Source organism: Bosea sp. PAMC 26642 (assembly GCF_001562255.1).
Classification (GTDB): Bacteria; Pseudomonadota; Alphaproteobacteria; order Rhizobiales; family Beijerinckiaceae; genus Allobosea.
In genome coordinates this window covers 1,271,096-1,292,893 of sequence record NZ_CP014301.1, presented here as the reverse complement: position 1 = coordinate 1,292,893, position 21,798 = coordinate 1,271,096, and the positions used below count along the sequence as shown (strand labels likewise).

The window sequence follows — 21,798 nt, the reverse complement described above, 5'->3', positions numbered from 1 at the left end:
CGGCCGGGGGATTGTCCGTCGACGGCGGGCAAGGCCCGCCGTCCTTCAGCTGGACGATGTCAGGCGCCGCCGCATTTGCCGGTCTTGACGTTGAAGTTGCCGCACTTCTTCTCGACCCAGTCGCCGATCAGGTCCTTGGAGCCGTCGAGCTCCTTCGACCAGGCGTCGCCGGCCACCAGTCCGGTCTTGGAGACCACGTCGAACTGGCCGTCGGCCTTGATCTCGCCGATCAGGACGGGCTTGGTGATGTGGTGGTTGGGGAGCATCTTGGAGATGCCGCCGGTCAGGTTGGGCGCCTCGATGCCGGGCAGCGCGTCGATGACCTTGTCGGGATCGAAGCTCTTGGCCTTCTCGACCGCCTTCACCCACATGGCGAAGCCGATGACATGGGCTTCCATCGGATCGTTGGTGACGGCCTTTTCGTTCTTCTTGTAGGCCTTCCACTGCTTGATGAAGGCCTCGTTCTCAGGCGTCTTGACCGACTGGAAGTAGTTCCAGGCGGCGAGATGGCCGAGCAGCGGCTTGGTGTCGATACCGGCCAGCTCTTCCTCGCCGACCGAGAAGGCCACGACCGGGATGTCGGTCGCCTTGATGCCCTGGTTGCCGAGTTCCTTGTAGAACGGCACGTTGGCATCGCCGTTGATGGTCGAGACCACGGCGGTCTTCTTGCCGGCGGTCCCGAACTTCTTGATGTCGGAGACGATCGTCTGCCAGTCCGAATGGCCGAAGGGCGTGTAGTTGATCAGGATGTCTTCCTTGGCGACGCCCTTCGAGAGCAGATACGCCTCGAGGATCTTGTTGGTCGTGCGCGGGTAGACGTAGTCGGTGCCGGCCAGCACCCAGCGCTGGACCTTCTCCTCCTTGGCGAGATAGTCGACAGCCGGGATCGCCTGCTGGTTCGGGGCGGCGCCGGTGTAGAAGACGTTGCGCTCGGATTCCTCACCCTCGTACTGGACGGGGTAGAACAGGATCGAGTTCAGCTCCTTGAAGACCGGCAACACCGACTTGCGCGAGACCGAGGTCCAGCAACCGAATACGGCCGAGACCTTGTCCTTGTTGATCAGCTCGCGGGCCTTCTCGGCGAAGAGCGGCCAGTTCGAAGCGGGATCGACGACCACGGCCTCGAGCTTCTTGCCGAGAACGCCGCCCTTCTTGTTCTGCTCCTCGATGAGCATCAGCATGACGTCTTTCAACGTCGTCTCGGAAATGGCCATGGTGCCCGAAAGCGAGTGCAGGATGCCGACCTTGATGGTCTCCTGCGCGGCGGCAGGCAGGAGCGAACTCAGGACGGTGGCACCGGCTAATGCAGCACCGAGAATGACGCGACGGGTTTGGTTCACGGATCGTCCCCTTGAAGATCTTGCTGGTGCGGCTTCGGACCCGAGAGCCGACAGGCCTCCCTGGCCCGGGAGGTCGGTTCGCAAACCGCATGCCAACGATGCCTCGCCGATGACATCGGCCGCATTCTCTGCCGCAAGACGGAATTTATTAACATTTCCTGCGTTGCCGACCCCGATCCACGCAACGATTCTGCCCATCCTGCTGGATTGCATAAACTTTAGGCAATCAGGACGCCTCTATTTTGCCCATCCGCTTTTGGATGGCGCATTTCGCAGGAGACAGCGCGATTTCGAGGCGGTGGTAGCGCACGCTTTTTGACATTTACGAGGCGGCGGGAATCGGCCTAGCCTCATCTCGTCGGTAACAACTGAAAGGAGGTGATCCAGTGTCTCATTGTCATCAACCGCTGGCTCGAAGCGGTCGGACCTGGACTCATTCCCAGTGGGGGTCTTGTTCCGCGTGAGTTTTCGCGCCTTTGGGTCCGGTTCGCCGGACCGCGGTACGACAATGGAAGGGCTGCCCGAAAGGGCGGCCCTTCTTTCGTTGCGGAACTGCCGTGCCGGTCCCGTTCTGGCGTTGGCGCCCCGATCGTGGCAAACAGTGCACGTGCCAGCCCCGTCTTTCGCCACGAGTTGCCTGTCTTGACCGTATCCGCGCCCGAACCGAGCCGCGAGGCGGTCCTCGACTTCATCGAGACCGAACGCGAGGCCGGCCGCGAGGTCGGACGCCGTGACATCGCGAAGGCTTTCGGGCTTTCGGGCGGCGGCAAGATCTGGCTGAAACGGCTCCTCAAGGAACTTGAAGAAGAGGGACAGACGGGCGGCGACGGCATCGAGCGCCCGATCCATCCGCGCGGTGCCCTCCCCCCCGTCCTGCTGAGCGAGATCAAGGCCAAGGATCGCGACGGCGACCTGATGGCCTCGCCGCTCGAGTGGGACGAGGCGGATCAGGGCCCTGCCCCCCGTATCCTGATCGAGCGGCCGCGCGAATTCCGCGCCAAGCGCCAGGCGGCGCCGGCGCCGGGCATCGGCGACCATGTCCTGCTGAAGCTGACGCGGCTGAAGGGCGTCGATGGCTACGCCTATTCCGGCCGCGTGCTGAAGGTGATGGGCAAGGGCAAGGCGCAGGTGCTCGGCATCTTCCGCGCCATGCCCGACGGCTCGGGCCGGCTGATTCCCATCGACAAAAAGGCGCAAGGGCGCGAGGCGCTGATCCCGAAGGGCCGCACCAACGAGGCGCAGGATGGCGATCTCGTCTCGGTGTCGCTGCGCAACGAGACGCGGCTGGGTCCGTCCGAGGCCCATGTGCGTGAGCGGCTTGGCTCGATCAAGTCCGAGCGCGCGGTCAGCCTGATCGCGATCCATGCGCATGGCATCCCAAATGTGTTCCAGCCGGCGACGATCGCGGAAGCCGAGTCGGTGCGGCCCGCGGGTACGGCCGGCCGCGAGGACTGGCGCGAACTGCCGCTGATCACGATCGATCCGGCCGATGCCAAGGACCATGACGACGCGGTCCATGCCGCGCCCGATCCGAGCCCCGACAATCCCGGCGGCTACGTCGTCACCGTCGCGATCGCCGATGTCGCGGCCTATGTCCGGCCCGGCTCCAGCCTCGATCGCGAGGCGCTGGAGCGCGGCAACTCGGTCTATTTTCCCGATCGCGTCGTGCCGATGCTGCCCGAGCGGATATCGAACGATCTCTGCTCGCTGCGCGGCGGCGAGGACAGGCCGGCGCTCGCCGTGCGTCTGGTGCTGAAATCGAACGGCGAGAAGAAGAGCCACTCCTTCCACCGCATCCTGATGCGCTCTGCGGCGAAGCTCTCCTACCAGCAGGCGCAAGCCGCGATCGATGGGAAGCCCGACGATATCTCCGGCCCGATCCGCGAGACCATCCTGATGCCCCTCTGGGCGGCTTACGGCGTCGCCTCGCGGGCCCGCGACGAACGCCAGCCGCTCGATCTCGACCTGCCCGAGCGCAAGCTCGTGCTGAAGCCGGACGGCGCGGTCGACCGCGTCATCGTGCCCGAGCGGCTGGCAGCGCATCGGCTGATCGAGGAGTTCATGATCCTCGCCAATGTCGCAGCGGCCGAAACGCTGGAAAAAGCTGGAAGCGTGCTGATCTATCGCTGCCACGACGAGCCCTCGCTGGAGAAGATGCGGGCGCTGGGCGAAGTGCTCGCCTCGATCGGGATCAAGCTGCCGAAGGATGGGGCATTGCGGCCGGTTCTGTTCAACCGCATCCTGGCGATGATCCGCGGCTCCGAGAACGAGTTGCTGATGAACGAGGTCGTGCTGCGCACGCAGGCGCAGGCCGAGTATGTCGCGGAGAACTACGGCCATTTCGGCCTGAACCTGCGGCGCTACGCGCATTTCACCTCGCCGATCCGGCGCTATGCCGATCTCGTGGTGCATCGTGCGCTGATCTCGGCGCTGCGGTTCGGCGATGACGGGCTGCCGAAATCCGCGACGCTCGCAGCACTGCGCGAGGTCTCGACCCGGATTTCGGCGGCGGAGCGACGGGCCATGGCCGCCGAGCGCGAGACCACCGACCGACTGATCGCGCATTTCCTCGCCGACCAGATCGGCTCGTCGTTCGACGGACGCATCGGCGGGGTCAACCGCGCCGGACTGTTCGTCAAGCTCGACGGGACGGGCGCCGACGGCTTCATCCCGGCCTCGACACTGGGAGCCGACTACTATCGCTACGACGAGGCGGCGCACGCCATGGTCGGCGAGCGCAGCGGCGAAAGCTGGCGGCTCGGCGACCGTGTCCACGTCAAGCTGGTCGAGGCGGCGCCCGTCGCGGGCGCCCTGCGTTTCGAGTTGCTCTCGGAAGGGCGGCATGTGACACCGGGACGCTCTGGAACGCGGCCTGGACGGCCACCATTTCCGGGAGGCGGAAGGGCGAAGTCGTCCTTCGTCAAGACGGGCAAGTCGAAGCCCGGCAAGAGGCGTTGATGTCTGTTCAGATCGACTATGCCATCGGGCGGCCTGCCGAGCGCGACTGGCGCATGGCCATCGGGCATGGGCTGATGGGGCGCTGCCCGCATTGCGGCAAAGGCAGGCTTTTCCGCGCGTTCCTGAAGCCGGTGGATGCCTGCGAGGCCTGCGGCGAGGTCATGCTGCATCAGCGCGCCGACGACCTGCCGCCCTATATCGTCATTACCATCGTCGGCCATATCGTCGTCGGTGGGTTGGTGATGGCCGAGAAATATGCCGATTGGCCGATGTGGCTGCACATGACGATCTGGCCCGCCATGGCGATCGTGCTGTCGCTGCTCCTGATGCAGCCGGTCAAGGGCGGCGTCGTCGGTCTGCAATGGGGGATGCGAATGCATGGTTTCGGAGGCGAGCCGGACCGGCCCGAGCGCCAGCCAGCCGTGGCGACGCTGAAACCGTGAACGAGAACGCCGTTTTCCTGACACAGGCCGAGCGCGCGCGCGTCGCCGTCAATGTCCGGCCGAAGGACGCCGCAACTGTGCTGATCATCGACCGCTCAGCGAAAAAGCCGCGTGTGTTGATGGGCAAGCGTCATCCTGGCCACAAGTTCATGCCCGGCAAGTTCGTCTTCCCTGGCGGGAGGATCGATCCGGGCGACCGCCGGATGACCGCAACCGGCGCGTTGGGCCAGGTCTGCGAAACCCGGCTGATGGCACGCAGCGTCGATCCGAGCCCGATGAAGGCACGTGCTCTGGCACTGGCGGCGATCCGCGAGACGTTCGAGGAGACCGGGCTGCTGTTCGGCGCGTCGGATCTCGGCAGGCCGGAGAAGCCACCGCCGGGCAGCTGGACCGAGTTCGCCAGCCACGGCATCTTTCCCGATCTGGGCGCCCTCACCTTCGTCGCTCGCGCCGTGACGCCGCCGCGGCGGCCCAAGCGCTTCGACACGCGCTTCTTCACGATCGACTACGGCGCGCTCGCCGGCAAGGTCGAGGGTGTGACGGGGCCGGATTCGGAGCTGATCGAACTGGTCTGGGTCAGCTTCGACGAGGCCCAGCAGCTCGACTTGCCGACGATCACCCAGGTCATCCTGCGCGAGGTCGATGCCAGGCTCGCCGCAGGCTTCGGCCCTTTCCTGCCGGTGCCCTATTTCTGGGAAAAGAAGGGCAGCTTCGTTCGCGAAGAGCTGTAGCCTCCGCGCTTCGGCTTTCCGAAACTCCGAATGGCAGGTTGCTCCATTCTTTCTTGACTTCGCCGGCCTGTTGCGGCATTCCCCCAGCCGACGGTTTGCCGGGTCTGCCCGGCCATTTTGCTTTATGAGGGTCTTGCCGGCCCGCAAGTTTCGAGGAATGTCCCATGGCCAAGGCCGTGACCATCAAGATCAAACTGCTTTCGACCGCCGACACCGGCTTCTTCTATGTGACGAAGAAGAACTCGCGCACGATGACCGAGAAGATGTCGAAGAAGAAATACGACCCCGTCGCGCGCAAGCACGTCGAGTTCAAGGAAACCAAGATCAAGTGATCCTGGTTGCCTTGGAGGCATGACAAAGATTTGAAGAACCGCCCGTATCCCGGGCGGTTTTTCTTTGTGGCTTGCTCCGTCCTGCCGCTTAGTAGGATGGCTTGGGCACGAACAGGCAGAACGGGCGCTGCGACGGCGCGATCACGGTTCCGGTCAGGGTTCCGCCGCTGCGGCAGACATGAAAACGGCCGTCCCTGGAGACCCGCGTCGCATTTTCCGGCACGAAATGGCCGTCATGGGTCAGGTAGCCGCCCGGAACGATGCGAGGGTCCGGTTCTCGGGCGTCCTGGTCGAGGCCCATGGGCCAGCAATCGCGGTCGCTGCAGCAGTCGTAAGGGTACCAACTATGCGCGTAGACAAGCCCTCCGCCCCACGGTGATGCCGCGAGACAGAGCGCCAATGCGAAAATACGCATGGGTCGCTCCATAAATTGAGGATGTCAGGCCAGTTCCTTCGCGGCCGGACTATGGAGCCGCGAATCGTTGTCAGGCTAACATGAGGTGCGCCTGACGGGGATTGATTTGCTGCAACGCAACATGACGAAGCGACGGTCGCCGGAGCTCGCTCGCGCTTTTGACCCGCATTGCGACGATTATGTCACGTTTGGTCGCCTTGTTTGGTGCATTCTGTCTGTCGAGGAACAATTCGCGCAGCGCCGGCATTGGATTGAGGTATTGCGCGACGTGGCCTTCCGTAAATCGGGTCCTGCATGCGCTGACCAGCGTCTTTCCTATCCCTCAAACGCCCCCGGCGCAGGATCTGCCTTGAACAGCGGCGATAAACCGGCGGAGTCTCACGCACGGCCGTATGGCCCGTTGCGTCGTTTCCTGAAGCTGATCGTGGAAATTGATTCGTCGCGTTTTGCGCTCAGCCGGCTGAAGGCAGCGTTGATGCTGCTGGCGATTCTGGCGCTGTTCGCCGGGCTCGGCTACGGCCTGCCCGCGCTGTTCTCGCGTTATTTCTGAGAGGCGGCCAGCGGCAAGAAGGTGGCCGGCCGGCGACGGTTCTGAGGAGGCCAGAATTTCGTCACCGACCGGCCGAGCCCTCCGGTTTCCCAGGAGATGCGGCGGACCTGAGCACCCGAGGGGCGTCCTGGAGCGGCTGAAACAACAACCGCTGCCTTGATCGCGACCCTACAGGCGCAAGAGGGTGAATCAATCCTAAACGCGCGATTCACCAGTATTCATCGGGGCTTAACCTTACCTGCTAACTTAAACAGGCCGGTTATGCCGCATTCGCGACGATGACCCGGTTACGGCCGCTTGCCTTGGCCCGATAGAGCGCGTCGTCGGCACGCTTCATCATCTCGGCTGAGGAGGTATCGCCGGCGCGCCGGCTGGCGACGCCGATCGAGACGGTTACCGGAACGGATCTGGTATTGCCGTGGATCGCGAATTCCTCGGCCTCGACCCGCTCTCGGATACGTTCGGCGATGGTGCAGGCGGCCTCCAGCGTCGTGTCGGGCAGCACGACCACCACCTCTTCCCCACCCATGCGAGCGACGAGATCGATGCCGCGCGTGCAGGAGCGGACCCTGTCGGCGAACTCGCGCAGCACCTCGTCGCCGGCATCGTGGCCCCAGGTGTCGTTGACCGTCTTGAAACGATCGACATCGAGCACGAGCATCGCCAGGGAACGGGCGCGCAAAGCCGATTCGTCGAACATCGCGGCCATGCGGCTGTCCATGAAGCGGCGATTATGGAGCCCGGTGAGCTGGTCCATCACCGCCATCTCCATGGAGGACTGGACGCTGTCGCGCAGCTTGTCGGTGAAGCGTTTGCGGCGGACCTGGGTGCGCACGCGGGCAAGCAGTTCGTTGCGGTCGACCGGACGGATGAGAAAGTCGTGTGCGCCGATCTCAAGGCCGCGCAGGATGCGTCCGCGATCCTCGGCCTCGCCGAGCATCAACACCGAGACGTTGCGGGTGCGCTCCAGCGACCGCAACTGGCTGCACAGGCGCAGCCCGTCATGGGATTTCAGGTCGAGGCTTACGAGGATACTGTCGAAGTCGCCCTCGGCCGCGCGGATCAACGCCTGATGTGGATCGGCCTCCGTCTCGACGACGTGGAAGGCCGACAGCGCCTGCTCCATCCGCTCCGTCACGCTGGGGCGGTCCTCGATAAGCAGGATGCGCCCGTTCAGGCCGGTCTCGGCAGCGGCGGCGGCGAGAGGGTCGGCGATGCCGAGGCGGCGCGAGGCCAGTGCCCGGTTGCGCAACTCGTCGGTGACCGATTTCAGCCTGACCAGGCTGCGGACACGGGCAAACAGCGCCGTGTCGTCGAGAGGCTTGGTCAGGAAGTCGTCTGCGCCGGCATCCAGCCCCTTGAGCCGATCGCTCGGCTGGTCGAGCGCGGTCACCATCACGACCGGGATATGGGCGGTCGTCGCACCGCCTTTCAGGCGCCGACAGACCTCGAAGCCGTTCATGCCCGGCATCATCACGTCGAGCAGCACGATATCGGCCTCGCCGCGCTCGCAGATCGCCAGTGCATCCAGGCCGTTCAGCGCCGTCGTGACGTCGAAATACTCGGCTGACAGCTTCGCCTCGAGCAGCTTCAGGTTAGTCACGATATCGTCGACGACCAGGACGCGGGCGGACATGATGTGCTTTCGACGGCTCAGGCCGCGCCGGCATAGGCGCGAACGGTCTCCAGGAACTTGGCGACCGAGATCGGCTTCGAGAGATAGGCCTCGCAGCCGCCCTCCCGAATCCGCTCCTCATCGCCTTTCATGGCGAAGGCCGTTACCGCAATGACGGGAATTGATTTCAGCGCGTCATCCTCCTTGATCCATTTCGTGACCTCCAGCCCCGAGACTTCGGGAAGCTGGATGTCCATCAGGATCAGGTCGGGGCGATGCGTGCGGGCGAGCTCGATCGCCTCGATGCCGTCGGCCGTCTTCAAGGTGGCATAGCCATGCGCCTCGAGAAGGTCGTTGAAGAGCTTCATGTTCAGTTCGTTGTCCTCGACGATCAAAACCGTCTTAGCCATGCCGCTTCCCTATCCGCATCACAGAAATGCCGGCTAATCCGGACTTTCCAAGCTGGCGGCCCCGTTCAATGATCACCCTAGCACGCGAGCCGTTGACGAAACGCAAACCCGATCCTCGATTTCAAGGTCGATCACCCTCATGCGACGATCCATGACAGTACCCGACGCCGAAAGGCTGGCGTTGCGCGCGCTGGGCTTCCTGGCCTCCGAACCCGAGCGACTCGAGCCGTTTCTCGCGACGACGGGCCTTGGACCGGCCAATCTCAGGGCCGCAGCCAGGGAGCCGGCCTTCCTGGGCGCCGTACTGGAATACCTTTCCAGTACGGAATCACTTCTGCTCGAATTTTCAGAAAACTTAAGCGTGAATCCAGAAAGTGTCGCGCAGGCGCGAATGCTGCTGTCGGGCCCTCCTGCCGGCGACATGCCTTGAGCGGGCGCGAGGCCTCATCGAGGCTGCCGACCCTGTGCCGGGACTGCCTGACCGATCACGGCGCCGACGAGCTTGCGCCGCGTCGCTGCAGCCATTGCGGCTCGCCACGCCTGCTGCGCCATCCGGAGCGCGATGCCTTGAGCCTCGCGCATATCGACTGCGATGCCTTCTATGCCGCGATCGAGAAGCGCGACGACCCGTCCTTGCTCGACAAGCCGCTGATCATCGGCGGCGCGAAGCGGGGCGTCGTCTCGACGGCCTGCTACATCGCCCGGACCTTCGGCGTGCGTTCGGCGATGCCGATGTTCAAGGCGCTGAAGGCCTGCCCCGACGCTGTCGTGGTCAAGCCGAACATGGCAAAATATGTCGCTGTCGGCCGGCAGGTGCGCCAGCTGATGCAGGAGCTGACGCCGTTGGTCGAACCGATCTCGATCGACGAAGCCTTTCTCGACCTGTCGGGGACGCAGCTTCTGCACCATGCCAGCCCGGCGTTGACGCTGGCGCGCTTTGCCAGGCGAATCGAAAACGAGATCGGGATCACGGTGTCGGTCGGACTGTCCTATGCCAAATTCCTGGCCAAGGTCGCCTCGGACATGGACAAGCCGCGCGGCTTCTCGATCATCGGGAGGGGCGAGGCCGTGACATTCCTCGCCGGGAAGCCGGTGAACCTCATTCCCGGGATTGGCCAGGCGACCGCGGCCAAGCTGGCAGAGGCAGGTTTCAGACTGATCGGCGATTTGCGCACGGCACAGCCGGAGGCGCTGTTTCGGCTGGCCGGCAAGGACGGGCCACGGCTGAGGAACCTCGCCAACGGCATCGATGCGCGCAAGGTCACGCCCGAACGCGAAACCAAGAGCGTCTCCAGCGAGACGACTCTCGATATCGATCTGTCGCGCTTCGAGGAGTTGGAGCCCGTGCTGTGGCGGCTTTGCGAGAAGACGTCGAAACGACTGAAAGCCCAGCAGCTTGCGGGCCGGACCATCACCCTGAAACTGAAGACGGCCGAGTTCCATTCGATCACGCGCGCGACGCGGCTGCCGGAGCCGACACAATTGGCCGGACGGCTGTTCGCGGCCGGGCGCGATCTGCTCCGGCGCGAATGCACCGGCCAGCGCTATCGCCTGATCGGCATCGGCGCGAGCGACTTCAGCGGACCCGAGGAGGCCGACCATGGCGATCTCGCCGATGTCGCGACGCCGCGGCTGAAGGCGATGGAAGGGGCGCTAGACGCGCTGCGCGCCCGCTTTGGAGACGACTCGATCGGCAAGGGCCTAGGCCTGCGCGGTCCGCAGCGCAATCCTTCTGCGTCAAGCAACCCTGCTACTTCTGCGTCAAGCAACCCTGCTACTTCGCGCAAGGCTGCTGCGGCAGAAGATCCAGACGCGTGAGCGTGCCGCGCATCGCGAAGCTGCCATAGTCGAGCCTGACCGCGCCGGTAACGCCGTTCTCGTAGAGCTCGAAGGCGATGGTGTAGGAGGGCGTGGTCTCGCCCGAACCGACCTTGAAATAGGAGATCGTCACCGGCCAGCGGGCGAGCGTTTCGAATTCGGGTCGCTTCAGCGGCTTTTCGTCAGCGGGTGTCTCGATCCGCTTTCCGATCACGGAGAGCGTGTCGTAAACTTCCTTGCCGGTATTGGCGCCGTCATAGAGCCGGACATTGAGCGTGTTCTTTCCCGCCCGGGCGGCCTGGATGACCGCCTTCATCTGGGCGTTGGGGAAAAGCGCGTCGGCGGCTTCGCTGTGGGTTTCGGGTTTTGGCGCCTTCAGCTGCACCTCGTAGCCGGCGGAGCCGTTCTTGCTGGCCGTGCCATCGACGGTCTCGGCGGGAGCGCCGCCAGCCGAGCTTTCCGTCTTGAACCGGTAGCTCGCGCCGTCGCCGGCCTCGAAACTGGTCGTCCGGGCATCGATCGTGCGGGGGCCACCCTCGCTGCCTGTCAGCTGCGTGACCTGTCGGAAGGAGAGCGCGTAACCCTCACAGGCATCGCCGGTGAAATCGAAGGCGATACGGCCGCGCGCGGTCTCGACATTCTTGGCCGCCTTGCCGTCGTCGAGCACGAGATCGTAGATGGCGCGGTGCGGCACCAGCACGACGCGGTCGACGGCCTTGTCCTGTGCGTGGACGCCTGAGCCGACCGCCAGCAGGATAGCGGCGCCGAGCCCGCCCGCGAGGCCAAAACCCGATGTGTTCGTCACGTTCGCCGCTCCGCTGTCCCGATCGCCGAATCTAGGTGCAATGCGGCAATGGCGCAAACAAGGCGTGACGCGTCTCCGTGGCAAAAGCACCGCGCTTGCGAGGTCGCCAACCATCGGCCATGAAGTGTCTCGAAAATCGAACCGGAGCCGCCCCATGAGTGCCGTCGACGCGAAACTTGCCGAACTCGGCATCACCCTGCCCTCCCCGGCCGCGCCGGTGGCGAATTACGTGCCTTATGTCATCACCGGCAATCTGCTGGTCATCTCCGGCCAGATCTGCTTTGGCCTCGACGGCAAGCTGTCGGACAGCCACAAGGGCAAGCTTGGCGCCGAGATATTCAACGAAGCGGGGCTCGAGGCGGCGCGGCTTTGCGCCATCAACGTGCTGGCACAGGCCAAGGCCGCGCTCGGCGGCGATCTCGACCGGATCACACGCTGCGTGCGGCTGGGCGGTTTCATCAATGCAACACCGCATTTTTCGGCGCTGCCGGCGATCATGAACGGCGCCTCGGATCTGATGGTCCAGGTGCTGGGCGACAAGGGGCGCCATGCCCGCTCGACCATCGGCGTCGCTGAATTGCCGGCCGATGCAGCGGTCGAAGTCGAAGCGATGTTCGAGATCGCCTGATGCCGCGCGGGATCAGGCATGATCTCGGCTGGCTCGTCGCCCGGCCGATCGCCCATCGCGGATTGCATGATGCCGCAGCGGGCGTGATCGAGAACAGCGTGTCCGCCGCCGAGGCCGCGATCGCCGGCCGGTTCGGCATCGAATGCGATGTCCAGCTCAGCGCCGATGGCGAGGCGATGGTGTTTCACGATTTCGTGCTCGACCGCCTGACGGCCGAGACGGGGCGGGTCGCCGAGCGCAGCGCGGCGGTGCTCTCCGGCATCGCACTGAAAGGCAGCGGCGACCGTATTCCGACGCTGGACGCCTTTCTCGACGCGATCGGCGGGCGCGTGCCGCTTGTGATCGAGATCAAGAGCCGCTTCGACGGGGATCTGACCCTGACGCGGCGCACGGCGGACGTGCTGTCACGGAGGGGGGACCAGCCGATCGTGATCAAATCCTTCGATCCCGGCATCATCGCCGCCCTGCGCGAGATCGCACCGACGATCCCGCGCGGGGTCGTCGCAATGTCCGATTATTCCTATCCCGACTACGAACATCTTGATGCGTCGCAGAAGCATGCCTTCGCCAATCTGCTGCATTTCGACGAGAGCAAGCCCGATTTTCTGTCATGGAAGGTCGCTGACTTGCCGAGTGCCGCGCCCTATCTCTGTCGCAACGCTTTGGGGTTGCCGCTGATGACATGGACCGTCCGGACACCGGAAGATCGCAAGAAGGCCGCGATTCACGCCGACCAGATGGTCTTCGAGGGTTTCGTGCCTTGAACGACGATGCCGACGGCGGACTCAAGGTTCGCGTCGCGACGTCACTGAAGGCGGTTCCAGCGGCCGCGTGGAATGCCTGCGCCAACCCGCTGGCGCTGCGGGAGGTGCTGGCCTCGACCTCGTGCGGGGACGACGAAGCGGCCTCTGCCGTCGGTGCGGTGGATACGGACAATCCTTTCGTCTCCCATGCCTTCCTGAGTGCGCTCGAAGAGAGCGGCTGCGTCGGCGGCCGCTCGGGCTGGTCGCCGGCCTATCTTCTGGTCGAGGACGATGCGGGCCGGTTGCTGGCTGTCGCGCCGAGCTTCCTCAAGAGCCATAGCCAGGGCGAGTACGTCTTCGACCATGCGTGGGCCGATGCCTATGAGCGCGCCGGCGGGCACTATTATCCCAAACTACAGGTCGCAGCGCCATTTACGCCCGCGACCGGGCCGCGCCTGCTGGTGGCGGAAGGGCCGAGATCCGACGAGGCGCGCGCGGGGCTCATCGCCGGGCTCGAGGCGCTATCGGGCCAAACCCAGGCCTCTTCCGTCCATGTTACCTTCGCGCAGGAACCCGATGTCGGCGCACTGAAGGTCGCCGGCTATCTCGAACGGCACGATTTGCAGTTCCATTGGCAGAACCAGGGCTTTGCCCAATACGACGACTTCCTCGCGACGCTCGCCTCACGCAAGCGCAAGGCGCTGAAGCGCGAACGCCGGGAGGCGCTGTCGGCAGGGATCACGGTCGAGGTGCTGTCCGGCTCCGACCTGACAGAGTCGGTCTGGGATGATTTTCATTCGTTTTACGAGGATACCGGCGCGCGCAAATGGGGACGCCCCTATCTGAACCGGGCGTTCTTTTCCGCCGTCGGCGCCGCGATGGGCGAACGGATCGTGCTGGTCATGGCCCGCCGCGCCGGACGCTACATCGCCGGCGCGATCAATTTTCGCGGCGCCAACACGCTCTACGGCCGCAACTGGGGCTGCATCGAGGACCACCCCTTCCTGCATTTCGAACTCTGCTACCATCAGGCGATCGACTACGCGATCGCGCACCGGCTTGCGCGCGTCGAGGCCGGCGCGCAGGGCGAGCACAAGATCGCGCGGGGCTACAGACCCGTCGTCACCCGCTCCCTGCATCATCTGGCCGATCCCGGCCTGCGCCGGGCGGTTTCGGCCTATCTCGTCAACGAACGGGCGCACATCGCCGCCGCGCAGGAAGCCCTTGCGGCGGAAAGCCCGTTCCGCAAGGGTGGCGAGGCTTGACCTTCAACGATCGCCGGACGCTGCCATGACGACCTACGATGAAGCCAATGTCTTCGCCCGCATCCTGCGCGGCGAACTGCCGTCCCATACCGTCTATGAGGACGCCGAGACGTTAGCTCTCATGGACATTATGCCGCGCGCCGACGGCCATGTTCTGGTGATCCCGAAAGCTGCCTGCCGCAACATCTTCGATGCGCCTCCCGAGGCGCTCAAGGCCGTCGTGATCACGGCCCAGCGGCTCTCGCTTGCCGTGAGGAGCGCCTTCGGCGCCGACGGCGTCACCATCCAGCAGTTCAATGAGACGGCCGGCGGGCAGGTGGTGTTCCACATGCATGTGCATGTCATGCCTCGCCATGAGGGCGTGGCGCTGCGACCCCATACCGGAGCGATGGAGAAGCCCGAGATCTTGGCGGCGAATGCCGAGAAGATCCGCGCCGCACTGGCGAAGGCCTGATCTCAGCCGAGCAGCAGCCCTCCGACGATCAAGACGGCCTCACCGGCGAGGACCGCAGGCAGGACGAGACGGCGGTTCGCGAGCACGATCGCGACCGCCACGGCCAGCGCACTGACGCGCAAGGCCAGCGGCATCGCCGCCAGAGCACCGGGCGGGTTCATGATCAGCTTGGCGACGACGCCCGCCAGCAGCGACGTCGCGACGGAGCGCACCCATTCGAGAACGGGCGAAGCCGGGTCGATCCGGCGCGCGAAGGCAATGGCGAGCCAGCGCCAGATTTCGGTCGGCAGCACCGCGAAAAGCAGCAAAGCGAGATAGGGCCACCAGGGTCCGTCGAGAGCGGCGATCGGCGGCGTCATGAGGCGCGTTTCCGCAGGCGCTGCGTCGCAAAGCCGACGCTGCCGCCGATCAGTCCGCCTGCAATGATGTCGAAACTGCTGCCGACCAGCCAGGCCATAAGAGGCGACAAGACGAAGCCGAGCCCGATCGCGAGGCCGTCGCCAAGATTTCGGGCACCGGCATTGAGCGAGACGAGGAAGAAAATCGGCGTCAGGCAGAGCAGGCCGGCGGCCAGCGGCGTCGGCAACGCGCCGACGAGGTAATAGCCCGCATAGGTGCCCGCCGCGCTGACGAACATGCAGCAATTGGCGAAACCGAGATAATAGGCGACGCGGCGGCCCTCGGGCATGGGCGGGATGCGGCGCAGCCCCTCGGCCCAGACCGTGACGGCGACGTAATGCGCCAGCAGCATCTGCATGGCGACGCCCTGCCCCGGCCGTCGTAGCAACGGCAGGATCGCAATCGTCATCGGCAGGAAGCGCAACGAGGCGAAGCCGATCGACAACGCGATGGCGGTCCAGGCGGCGCCGGTGGCGATCGAGGCGAAGAAGATCACCTGGGAGGGCCCGGCCCAGACCAGAATCGTCGATAAAACAGCGACTTCGATCGGGTAGCCGATATCGCGAGCGAGCGAGCCGACGCTCACCAGCGCGAGCCCCACGACCCAGGCCGGCAGCATCAGCGCATCGCGAAAGCCTTGCGCGGCGATGCGGAGCGAGCTCTGGTCGGAAGAGGCGGTCATCGATCCTTCGGGTCAGCGGTGCCGAAGCACCCATGTGCAGACCCTTCATGCGCAAGCCACGGCGCTTGCGATATCACCGCTGTCGCTACCCCTCCCTGCGTCCGGCGCAATAACGACGGCAAACGGTCAGTGCATCCCCTTCATGGCGAGGCCGATCAGTTCGTTGCCGAAATCGATCAACTCCTTCGGGATGCCGCCGACCGCCTTCACGCCCAGATAGATGAGATAGATGAAAGCAGGGACGAGAATCCAGCCGAGCACTTCCTCGAACATCTTGCGACGACGGCGACGACGGTCGCGCTTCTCGAACCAGCCCGGCCGCTGCCTGGATGCACCGACTGGCGAATGCGGCGCGGGCTCGTTGGCCTGCGCCGCCAGCGTAGCGGATTTGCGCTTGAAAAACACCGGATCAGGCCTTTGTCAGCGGAACCTTGGGCACGCTTCTGACGCCGCGCTGCGCCTTGGGCGGTTCGCCGCCGGGCTTCCCGCCATCGTCATTTCTTCCGGCGCCGCGAGGTAACCCGGACGGCGCATCCTTGCCTGCGGCGGCGCTTGCCTTGGCCCGCGGCTTCGAGGCCCGTTTGGCCGCTGCTGCCGCAACGTCCTTCTCCGGCTTGGGCTCGACGGGACCATCGGGGAACTCGAGGCCGAGCACCTTGATGCCCGTCTCGGACTGGACCACGACGACCTTGACCGCTCCGCCGTTCTTCAGGCGGCCGAATAACACCTCGTCGGCCAACGGGGTCTTGATGGTCTGCTGGATCAGGCGGGCCATCGGACGCGCGCCCATCGCCTCGTCATAGCCGTTCTCGACCAGCCATTCGCGGGCCTCGTCGGAAAGCTCGATCGTGACGTTGCGGTCGGCCAACTGGGCTTCGAGCTGGAGCACGAACTTGTCGACGACGCGCGACACCACATTCTTCGGCAGATGGCCGAAGGAGACCACCGAATCCAGACGGTTGCGGAATTCCGGAGCGAACAGCTTGTTGATCGCGTCGGTATCGTCGCCCTCGCGCTTCTGGCGAGTGAAGCCATAGGCGTTGCGGGCCATGTCGGCGGCACCGGCATTGGTCGTCATGATCAGGATGGTGTTGCGGAAATCGACCTGCTTGCCGTTGTTGTCGGTCAGCTTGCCGTGATCCATGACCTGCAACAGGATGTTGAACAGGTCGGGATGGGCTTTTTCGATCTCGTCGAGCAGCAGCACGGAATGGGGATGCTGGTCGATCTTGTCGGTCAGGAGACCGCCCTGGTCGAAGCCGACATAGCCAGGAGGCGCGCCGATCAGCCGTGAGACGGTGTGGCGCTCCATGTATTCCGACATGTCAAAGCGGATCAGTTCGACGCCGAGCGAGGTCGCGAGTTGGCGCGCCACCTCGGTCTTGCCGACGCCCGTGGGACCGGCAAACAAATAGCAGCCGATCGGCTTCTCGCCGTCGCGCAGGCCGGCGCGGGCCAGCTTGATCGACGAGGACAGTGCCTCGATCGCCTTTTCCTGCCCGTAGACCGTGCGCTTCAGCGTATCCTCGAGGTTCCGCAGGACTTCGGCGTCATCCTTGGAGACCGTCTTGGCCGGAATGCGCGCCATCGTCGCGATCGCGGCCTCGATCTCCTTTACGCCGATCACCTTCTTGCGCTTGTTCTCGGCGACCAGCATCTGCGAGGCGCCGGTCTCGTCGATCACGTCGATCGCCTTGTCGGGCAGCTTGCGGTCATGGATGTAGCGCGCCGACAGCTCCACGGCGGCCTTGATGGCGTCGTTGGTGTAGCGCAGCTTGTGGAACTCCTCGAAATAGGGCTTCAGCCCTTTAAGAATCTCGATGGCGTCCGGGATCGACGGCTCGTTGACGTCGATCTTCTGGAATCGCCGAACCAGTGCCCGGTCCTTCTCGAAATACTGGCGGTATTCCTTGTAGGTGGTCGAACCGATGCAGCGCAGCCCGCCCGAGGCGAGCGCCGGCTTGAGCAGATTCGAGGCATCCATCGCCCCGCCCGAGGTCGCGCCGGCGCCGATCACCGTGTGGATCTCGTCGATGAACATGATCGCCTTGGGATGGGCCTCGATCTCCTTCATCACCTGCTTGAGGCGTTCCTCGAAATCGCCGCGATAGCGCGTGCCGGCGAGCAGCGTGCCCATGTCGAGCGAGAAGACCGTCGCGTCCTCCAGTACCTCGGGCACCTCGCCACGGATGATCTTGAGGGCGAGACCTTCGGCGATGGCGGTCTTGCCGACGCCGGGGTCGCCGACCAGCAGCGGGTTGTTCTTCTGGCGGCGGCAGAGGATCTGGATCGTGCGCTGCACCTCGGCCTCGCGGCCGATCAATGGGTCGATGCGGCCATCGCGCGCCTTGCGGTTCAGATTGACGCAATAGGCGTCGAGCGCGCTTTCCTTCTTCTTCTTGTCCTTGTCGGCATCCCCACCGCCCTGATCGGCGGCGCGCGAATCGCGCTGCTGCTCGGGTTCCTCCTCGACGCCGCGCACCGGCCTGGTCTCGCCGGCGCCGGGGCGCTTGGCGATGCCGTGGCTGATGTAATTGACCGCGTCGTAGCGGGTCATGTCCTGCTCCTGCAGGAAATAGGCGGCGTGGCTCTCGCGCTCGGCGAACATGGCGACGAGCACGTTGGCGCCGGTCACCTCCTCGCGGCCCGACGACTGGACATGGATCACGGCCCGCTGGATCACGCGCTGGAAGCCGGCGGTAGGTTTGGAATCGTCGCGGCCGTCGGTGACCAGATTGGTCAGTTCGGCGTCAATATAATCGACCAAATTGCGCCGCAGCGTGTCGAGATCGACGCTGCAGGCACGCATGACCGCAGCCGCGTCCTGATCGTCGACCAGCGCGAGCAACAGATGCTCAAGGGTGGCGTATTCGTGGTGACGTTCGTTGGCGAGCGCCAGGGCGCGGTGAAGCGCCTGTTCGAGACTGCGCGAGAAACTCGGCACGGATTGCGCTCCTATTCCGATGTCAGAGGGGTGAGCGAACTCAAAACGCTACTTCTTCTCCATCACGCATTGCAGAGGATGCATGTGCTTGCGGGCGAGGTCCATCACCAGCGTGACTTTGGTCTCGGCGACCTCGTAGGTGAAGACGCCGCATTCGCCGACACCGTTTTGATGCACATGCATCATGATCTGCGTCGCAGCGGCGCGGTCCTTCTGGAAGAACCGCTCAAGCACGTGGACGACGAACTCCATCGGCGTGTAGTCGTCGTTGAGCAGCAGCACGCGGTAGAGATTGGGTTTGCGGGTGCGGGTACGGGTCAGGACCGCGGTGCCGGTTCCGTCACGACCGCCGTCGGTGGGCGAAGACGGCCGCCTGGGACGATCGGCCATCCGCGTCGCCGTGCGACCGACCTGAGACGGCATGATCGCTGCGCTGAAGCCTGTGCCGTCGCCTTCCTGCGTCATGATCGCCGCCGTTGTCCTCAAGATCGATCCCTAACCGTCCCACCCGAGATAGTGCTTCGCCGGGGAATTTACAGACCTCGCCTCCGGTTCGCCAGTCCGTTCGGCAGGATGCCGCATGTTATTGGCTGAAGGGTCGGCAAGGCGCCCGGATGGGCGGCTTGACCGCGAGGCCTTGCGGGACCTAAGCCCGCGTCCTGCAACCGGAACGCCGCCATGACCGCCCATGCCATCGTCTCGATCGGCAACGATCTCGCCAACCCCGTGCGTTTCGGCAACAGCCTGCCGCTGTCGCTGATCGCCGGCCCGTGCCAGATGGAAAGCCGCGACCATGCCCTGGAGATGGCGTTCGCCTTGAAGGAGGTGTCGGTCAAGCTCGGCATCGGCATCGTGTTCAAGACCTCCTTCGACAAGGCCAACCGGACCAGCGTAAGCGGCCAGCGTGGCATGGGGCTTGCCGCTGCCCTGCCCGTCTTTGCCGAAATCCGCGAACGGACGGGCCTCCCGGTTCTGACCGACGTGCATGAAGCGAGCCAATGCGCGGCTGTCGCCGAAATCGTCGACGTGCTTCAGATCCCGGCCTTCCTGTGCCGCCAGACCGACCTTCTCGTCGCCGCCGCCAGGACAGGGCGGGTCGTCAACGTCAAGAAGGGTCAGTTCCTGGCACCCTGGGACATGGTCAACGTCGCCGCCAAGATTACCGAGAGCGGCAATCCCAATGTCATGCTGACCGAACGCGGCGCATCCTTCGGCTACAATACGCTGGTCACCGACATGCGCAGCCTGCCGATCATGGCCGAAATCGGCGCTCCGGTGATTTTCGATGCAACCCATTCGGTGCAGCAGCCCGGTGGCAAGGGCTCGTCCTCCGGTGGCCAAAGGGAATTCGTGCCTGTCCTGGCGCGCGCGGCCGTCGCTGTCGGCGTCGCCGGCGTGTTCATCGAGACGCATCCCGACCCAGACGCCGCACCCTCCGACGGTCCCAACATGGTCCCGCTGGCGGAGTTCCCTGCGCTGATTGCAGAGCTGCAAGACTTTGATCGCCTTGCCAAGCGTGCGGCGCAGCATACTCTGGCTTATGTCTGACTCTCCGGCCAGCCCGTCAAAGCCCGATGTCCTTCGTCGCCTGATCCTGGTGCTGGGAGCCTGCGGCTTCGCATCGACCTTCACCATGCGCCTGGTCGATCCGCTGGTGCCGACATTGGCCTTCGATTTCGGCCGGACGATCGCTCAGATCGCGGCGATGGCGACGGCGTTTTCCTTCGCCTATGCCGTCGGCCAGCCCTTTCTCGGGCCGATTGCCGATTCCGCGGGCAAGCTCAAAACGATCAGCGTGTGTCTCGGCCTGCTCGCGATACTGTCCGTGAGCGCCGCCTTCTCGCCGAGCTTCGAGATCCTGACAGTGGTCAGGGCGGCCACGGGCGTCGTCGCCGGCGGTGTGATTCCCGTTGCCATGGCGGCGATCGGGGACCGAGCCCCCATGGCGGAGCGACAGGTCCTGCTCGGGCGCTTTCTCGTCATCATGATCGTCGGTCAGATGGCCGGCGCTGCCTGCTCGGGACTGATCGCCGAACATCTGGGCTGGCGCACCGTGTTCGTCGTAGCCGGCGCGGTGGCGGCAGGCGCGGCGCTGCTCGTCGTTCTGGTGCTGAAGCCGCGGCCCGATGCCGCAAGACCGCCGCTGAGCTTCAAGGGAGCACTAGCGAATTACGGCGTCGTCTTCGCCAACCCGAAGACGAAACTGCTTTATGCCCTTGTCATCACCGAAGGCAGCCTGATCTTCGGTATGCCTCCCTATGTCGCCGCGATCCTGCAGGAGCGGTCGGCGATAGGCCCGTCGCTGGCCGGTATCGTGATTGCCGGTACGGGATTTGGCGGCATCGTCTACGGCATCTTGACGCGCATCCTGGTCGAGCGCCTCGGGCCGGCCCGCATGACCGTCAGCGGCGGCCTGCTGATGGCGATGGGCTACGTCCTGTTTTCGCTGCCGTTTTTGCCATGGTGGACGGCAGTGGGCTTCTTCATGCTGAACGGCTTCGGCTTCTTCCTGATGCACGGCACGTTCCAGGCCCAGGCGACGGAACTTGCACCGACGGCCCGGGGCTCAGCGGTGGCGCTTTTCGCCTGCGCGCTGTTCATGGGCCATGCGATCGGGCCTGTGCTGATGGGCATCGCGCTGCATCTGCTGGGAACGACGGGGGCGATCCTGTTCTTCGCCTGCGGCATCGGGCTGCTCGGTGTCATGACGCCGCGGATCTTGCCGCTGGCGGGCAGCCGAACCTGATCAGCGGCCGCGATAGGGCGCGACGCCCTGATCGGGAACCCAGACACCTTCGGGCTGCTTGCCCGTCTGCCAGAACACGTCGATCGGGATACCGCCGCGCGGATACCAGTAGCCGCCGATGCGGAACCAGACCGGCTTCAGCAGCTCGACCAGCGTTTTGCCGATGCCGATCGTGCAATCCTCGTGGAAGGCGCCGTGGTTGCGGAAGGCTCCGAGATAGAGCTTCAGCGACTTCGATTCGACCAGCCAGTCGCCGGGCAGATAGTCGATCACCAGAATGCCGAAATCGGGCTGGCCGGTGACCGGGCAGATCGAGGTGAATTCCGGGCAGGTGAAGCGCGCGAGATAGCTTGTGCCGGCATGGGGGTTGGGCACGCGGTCGAGGCGGGCTTCCTCGGGCGATGCGGGCAGCGCCGTTGCATGGCCGAGTTGGAGGGTCGAAGCATCGAGGGTCATGTGCGGGTTCCGGTTTTGCGCATCACCTAAAGACTGCGCGGCCCGTTGAAAACCCACGGCAGTG

At 64.8% G+C, this 21,798-nt stretch carries 24 protein-coding genes; 13 read left to right on the top strand and 11 right to left on the bottom strand.

The window, feature by feature from the left end; genetic code table 11:
- Positions 1 to 59: 59 nt before the first annotated feature.
- Positions 60 to 1,319, bottom strand: a complete 1,260-nt coding sequence (gene urtA, locus AXW83_RS06035) for an urea ABC transporter substrate-binding protein (RefSeq protein WP_066619951.1) — start codon at positions 1,317 to 1,319, stop codon at positions 60 to 62.
- Positions 1,320 to 1,982: 663 nt separating this feature from the next.
- On the opposite strand from urtA, the gene rnr reads away from it, so the two are divergent.
- The 4 genes from rnr (at position 1,983) to rpmG (ending at position 5,804) form a co-directional block, all read left to right on the top strand.
- The gene (gene rnr / locus AXW83_RS06030; protein WP_066611501.1) at positions 1,983 to 4,298 is read left to right on the top strand and encodes a ribonuclease R; all 2,316 of its coding nucleotides are present in this window, start codon (positions 1,983 to 1,985) and stop codon (positions 4,296 to 4,298) included.
- Positions 4,298 to 4,741 (top strand): DUF983 domain-containing protein, encoded by a 444-nt coding sequence (locus tag AXW83_RS06025; RefSeq protein WP_066611499.1) that lies wholly within the window; start codon positions 4,298 to 4,300, stop codon positions 4,739 to 4,741. Before rnr ends, AXW83_RS06025 begins: the two co-directional genes overlap by 1 nt.
- Positions 4,738 to 5,472 carry an NUDIX hydrolase gene (locus AXW83_RS06020; RefSeq protein WP_066611497.1) on the top strand — a complete coding sequence of 245 codons (735 nt, stop codon included), beginning with the start codon at positions 4,738 to 4,740 and terminating at the stop codon, positions 5,470 to 5,472. The genes AXW83_RS06025 and AXW83_RS06020 overlap by 4 nt, the downstream gene beginning before the upstream one ends.
- 164 nt (positions 5,473 to 5,636) lie before the next feature.
- Positions 5,637 to 5,804 (top strand): 50S ribosomal protein L33, encoded by a 168-nt coding sequence (gene rpmG, locus AXW83_RS06015; RefSeq protein WP_038367996.1) that lies wholly within the window; start codon positions 5,637 to 5,639, stop codon positions 5,802 to 5,804.
- 88 nt (positions 5,805 to 5,892) lie between these two features.
- On the opposite strand, the gene AXW83_RS26425 is transcribed toward rpmG, so the two are convergent.
- Positions 5,893 to 6,219: a hypothetical protein gene (locus AXW83_RS26425; protein WP_236841832.1), complete on the bottom strand. Its 327-nt coding sequence runs from the start codon at positions 6,217 to 6,219 to the stop codon at positions 5,893 to 5,895.
- A gap of 85 nt (positions 6,220 to 6,304) precedes the next feature.
- Here AXW83_RS26425 and AXW83_RS26980 point away from each other — a divergent pair, with 85 nt between their 5' ends.
- Entirely contained in the window at positions 6,305 to 6,769 is a 465-nt protein-coding gene (locus AXW83_RS26980; protein WP_156639826.1) for a hypothetical protein, read from the top strand.
- 259 nt (positions 6,770 to 7,028) lie between these two features.
- On the opposite strand, the gene AXW83_RS06005 is transcribed toward AXW83_RS26980, so the two are convergent.
- Both AXW83_RS06005 and AXW83_RS06000 read right to left on the bottom strand, forming a co-directional pair.
- Positions 7,029 to 8,405, bottom strand: a complete 1,377-nt coding sequence (locus AXW83_RS06005; protein WP_066611493.1) for a PleD family two-component system response regulator — start codon at positions 8,403 to 8,405, stop codon at positions 7,029 to 7,031.
- 17 nt (positions 8,406 to 8,422) lie between these two features.
- A complete protein-coding gene (locus AXW83_RS06000; RefSeq protein WP_066611492.1) occupies positions 8,423 to 8,794 on the bottom strand; it encodes a response regulator in 372 nt (123 codons plus the stop codon).
- 151 nt (positions 8,795 to 8,945) lie between these two features.
- Here AXW83_RS06000 and AXW83_RS05995 point away from each other — a divergent pair, with 151 nt between their 5' ends.
- The gene (locus AXW83_RS05995; RefSeq protein WP_082766975.1) at positions 8,946 to 9,224 is read left to right on the top strand and encodes a DUF3572 domain-containing protein; all 279 of its coding nucleotides are present in this window, start codon (positions 8,946 to 8,948) and stop codon (positions 9,222 to 9,224) included.
- Positions 9,221 to 10,612: a DNA polymerase IV gene (locus AXW83_RS05990; RefSeq protein ID WP_066611488.1), complete on the top strand. Its 1,392-nt coding sequence runs from the start codon at positions 9,221 to 9,223 to the stop codon at positions 10,610 to 10,612. Before AXW83_RS05995 ends, AXW83_RS05990 begins: the two co-directional genes overlap by 4 nt.
- Here the strand turns inward: AXW83_RS05990 and AXW83_RS05985 are convergent.
- Positions 10,569 to 11,417: a cell envelope integrity EipB family protein gene (locus AXW83_RS05985; RefSeq protein WP_066611486.1), complete on the bottom strand. Its 849-nt coding sequence runs from the start codon at positions 11,415 to 11,417 to the stop codon at positions 10,569 to 10,571. The two genes, AXW83_RS05990 and AXW83_RS05985, sit on opposite strands and share 44 nt — an antisense overlap.
- Before the next feature lie 154 nt (positions 11,418 to 11,571).
- On the opposite strand from AXW83_RS05985, the gene AXW83_RS05980 reads away from it, so the two are divergent.
- From AXW83_RS05980 to AXW83_RS05965, 4 genes are read left to right on the top strand one after another with little or no spacing between them, the layout of a single operon-like run.
- A complete protein-coding gene (locus AXW83_RS05980) occupies positions 11,572 to 12,045 on the top strand; it encodes a RidA family protein (protein WP_066611484.1) in 474 nt (157 codons plus the stop codon).
- Entirely contained in the window at positions 12,045 to 12,809 is a 765-nt protein-coding gene (locus tag AXW83_RS05975) for a glycerophosphodiester phosphodiesterase family protein (protein ID WP_066611482.1), read from the top strand. The genes AXW83_RS05980 and AXW83_RS05975 overlap by 1 nt, the downstream gene beginning before the upstream one ends.
- Entirely contained in the window at positions 12,806 to 14,053 is a 1,248-nt protein-coding gene (locus AXW83_RS05970) for a GNAT family N-acetyltransferase (protein WP_066611480.1), read from the top strand. The genes AXW83_RS05975 and AXW83_RS05970 overlap by 4 nt, the downstream gene beginning before the upstream one ends.
- A 25-nt stretch (positions 14,054 to 14,078) precedes the next feature.
- Positions 14,079 to 14,507: an HIT family protein gene (locus AXW83_RS05965; RefSeq protein ID WP_066611478.1), complete on the top strand. Its 429-nt coding sequence runs from the start codon at positions 14,079 to 14,081 to the stop codon at positions 14,505 to 14,507.
- 2 nt (positions 14,508 to 14,509) lie between these two features.
- On the opposite strand, the gene AXW83_RS05960 is transcribed toward AXW83_RS05965, so the two are convergent.
- The 5 genes from AXW83_RS05960 to clpS form a co-directional block, all read right to left on the bottom strand.
- A complete protein-coding gene (locus AXW83_RS05960; protein WP_066611476.1) occupies positions 14,510 to 14,866 on the bottom strand; it encodes an AzlD domain-containing protein in 357 nt (118 codons plus the stop codon).
- Positions 14,863 to 15,588 (bottom strand): AzlC family ABC transporter permease, encoded by a 726-nt coding sequence (locus AXW83_RS05955; protein WP_066611474.1) that lies wholly within the window; start codon positions 15,586 to 15,588, stop codon positions 14,863 to 14,865. Before AXW83_RS05955 ends, AXW83_RS05960 begins: the two co-directional genes overlap by 4 nt.
- 126 nt (positions 15,589 to 15,714) lie before the next feature.
- A complete protein-coding gene (locus tag AXW83_RS05950; RefSeq protein WP_066611473.1) occupies positions 15,715 to 15,993 on the bottom strand; it encodes a hypothetical protein in 279 nt (92 codons plus the stop codon).
- Positions 15,994 to 15,997: 4 nt separating this feature from the next.
- Positions 15,998 to 18,532 carry an ATP-dependent Clp protease ATP-binding subunit ClpA gene (gene clpA, locus AXW83_RS05945; protein WP_066611471.1) on the bottom strand — a complete coding sequence of 845 codons (2,535 nt, stop codon included), beginning with the start codon at positions 18,530 to 18,532 and terminating at the stop codon, positions 15,998 to 16,000.
- Positions 18,533 to 18,580: 48 nt separating this feature from the next.
- A complete protein-coding gene (clpS, locus tag AXW83_RS05940) occupies positions 18,581 to 18,922 on the bottom strand; it encodes an ATP-dependent Clp protease adapter ClpS (RefSeq protein WP_066619948.1) in 342 nt (113 codons plus the stop codon).
- Between the two features lie 288 nt (positions 18,923 to 19,210).
- On the opposite strand from clpS, the gene kdsA reads away from it, so the two are divergent.
- Complete coding sequence (gene kdsA, locus AXW83_RS05935) at positions 19,211 to 20,080, top strand: 3-deoxy-8-phosphooctulonate synthase (protein WP_066611469.1); 870 nt, start codon at positions 19,211 to 19,213, stop codon at positions 20,078 to 20,080.
- On the top strand, positions 20,073 to 21,278 hold the full coding sequence (locus AXW83_RS05930; protein WP_082766972.1) for an MFS transporter: 1,206 nt from the start codon (positions 20,073 to 20,075) through the stop codon (positions 21,276 to 21,278). Before kdsA ends, AXW83_RS05930 begins: the two co-directional genes overlap by 8 nt.
- On the opposite strand, the gene queF is transcribed toward AXW83_RS05930, so the two are convergent.
- Positions 21,279 to 21,734, bottom strand: a complete 456-nt coding sequence (queF, locus tag AXW83_RS05925) for a preQ(1) synthase (protein WP_066611465.1) — start codon at positions 21,732 to 21,734, stop codon at positions 21,279 to 21,281.
- Positions 21,735 to 21,798 lie beyond the last annotated feature (64 nt).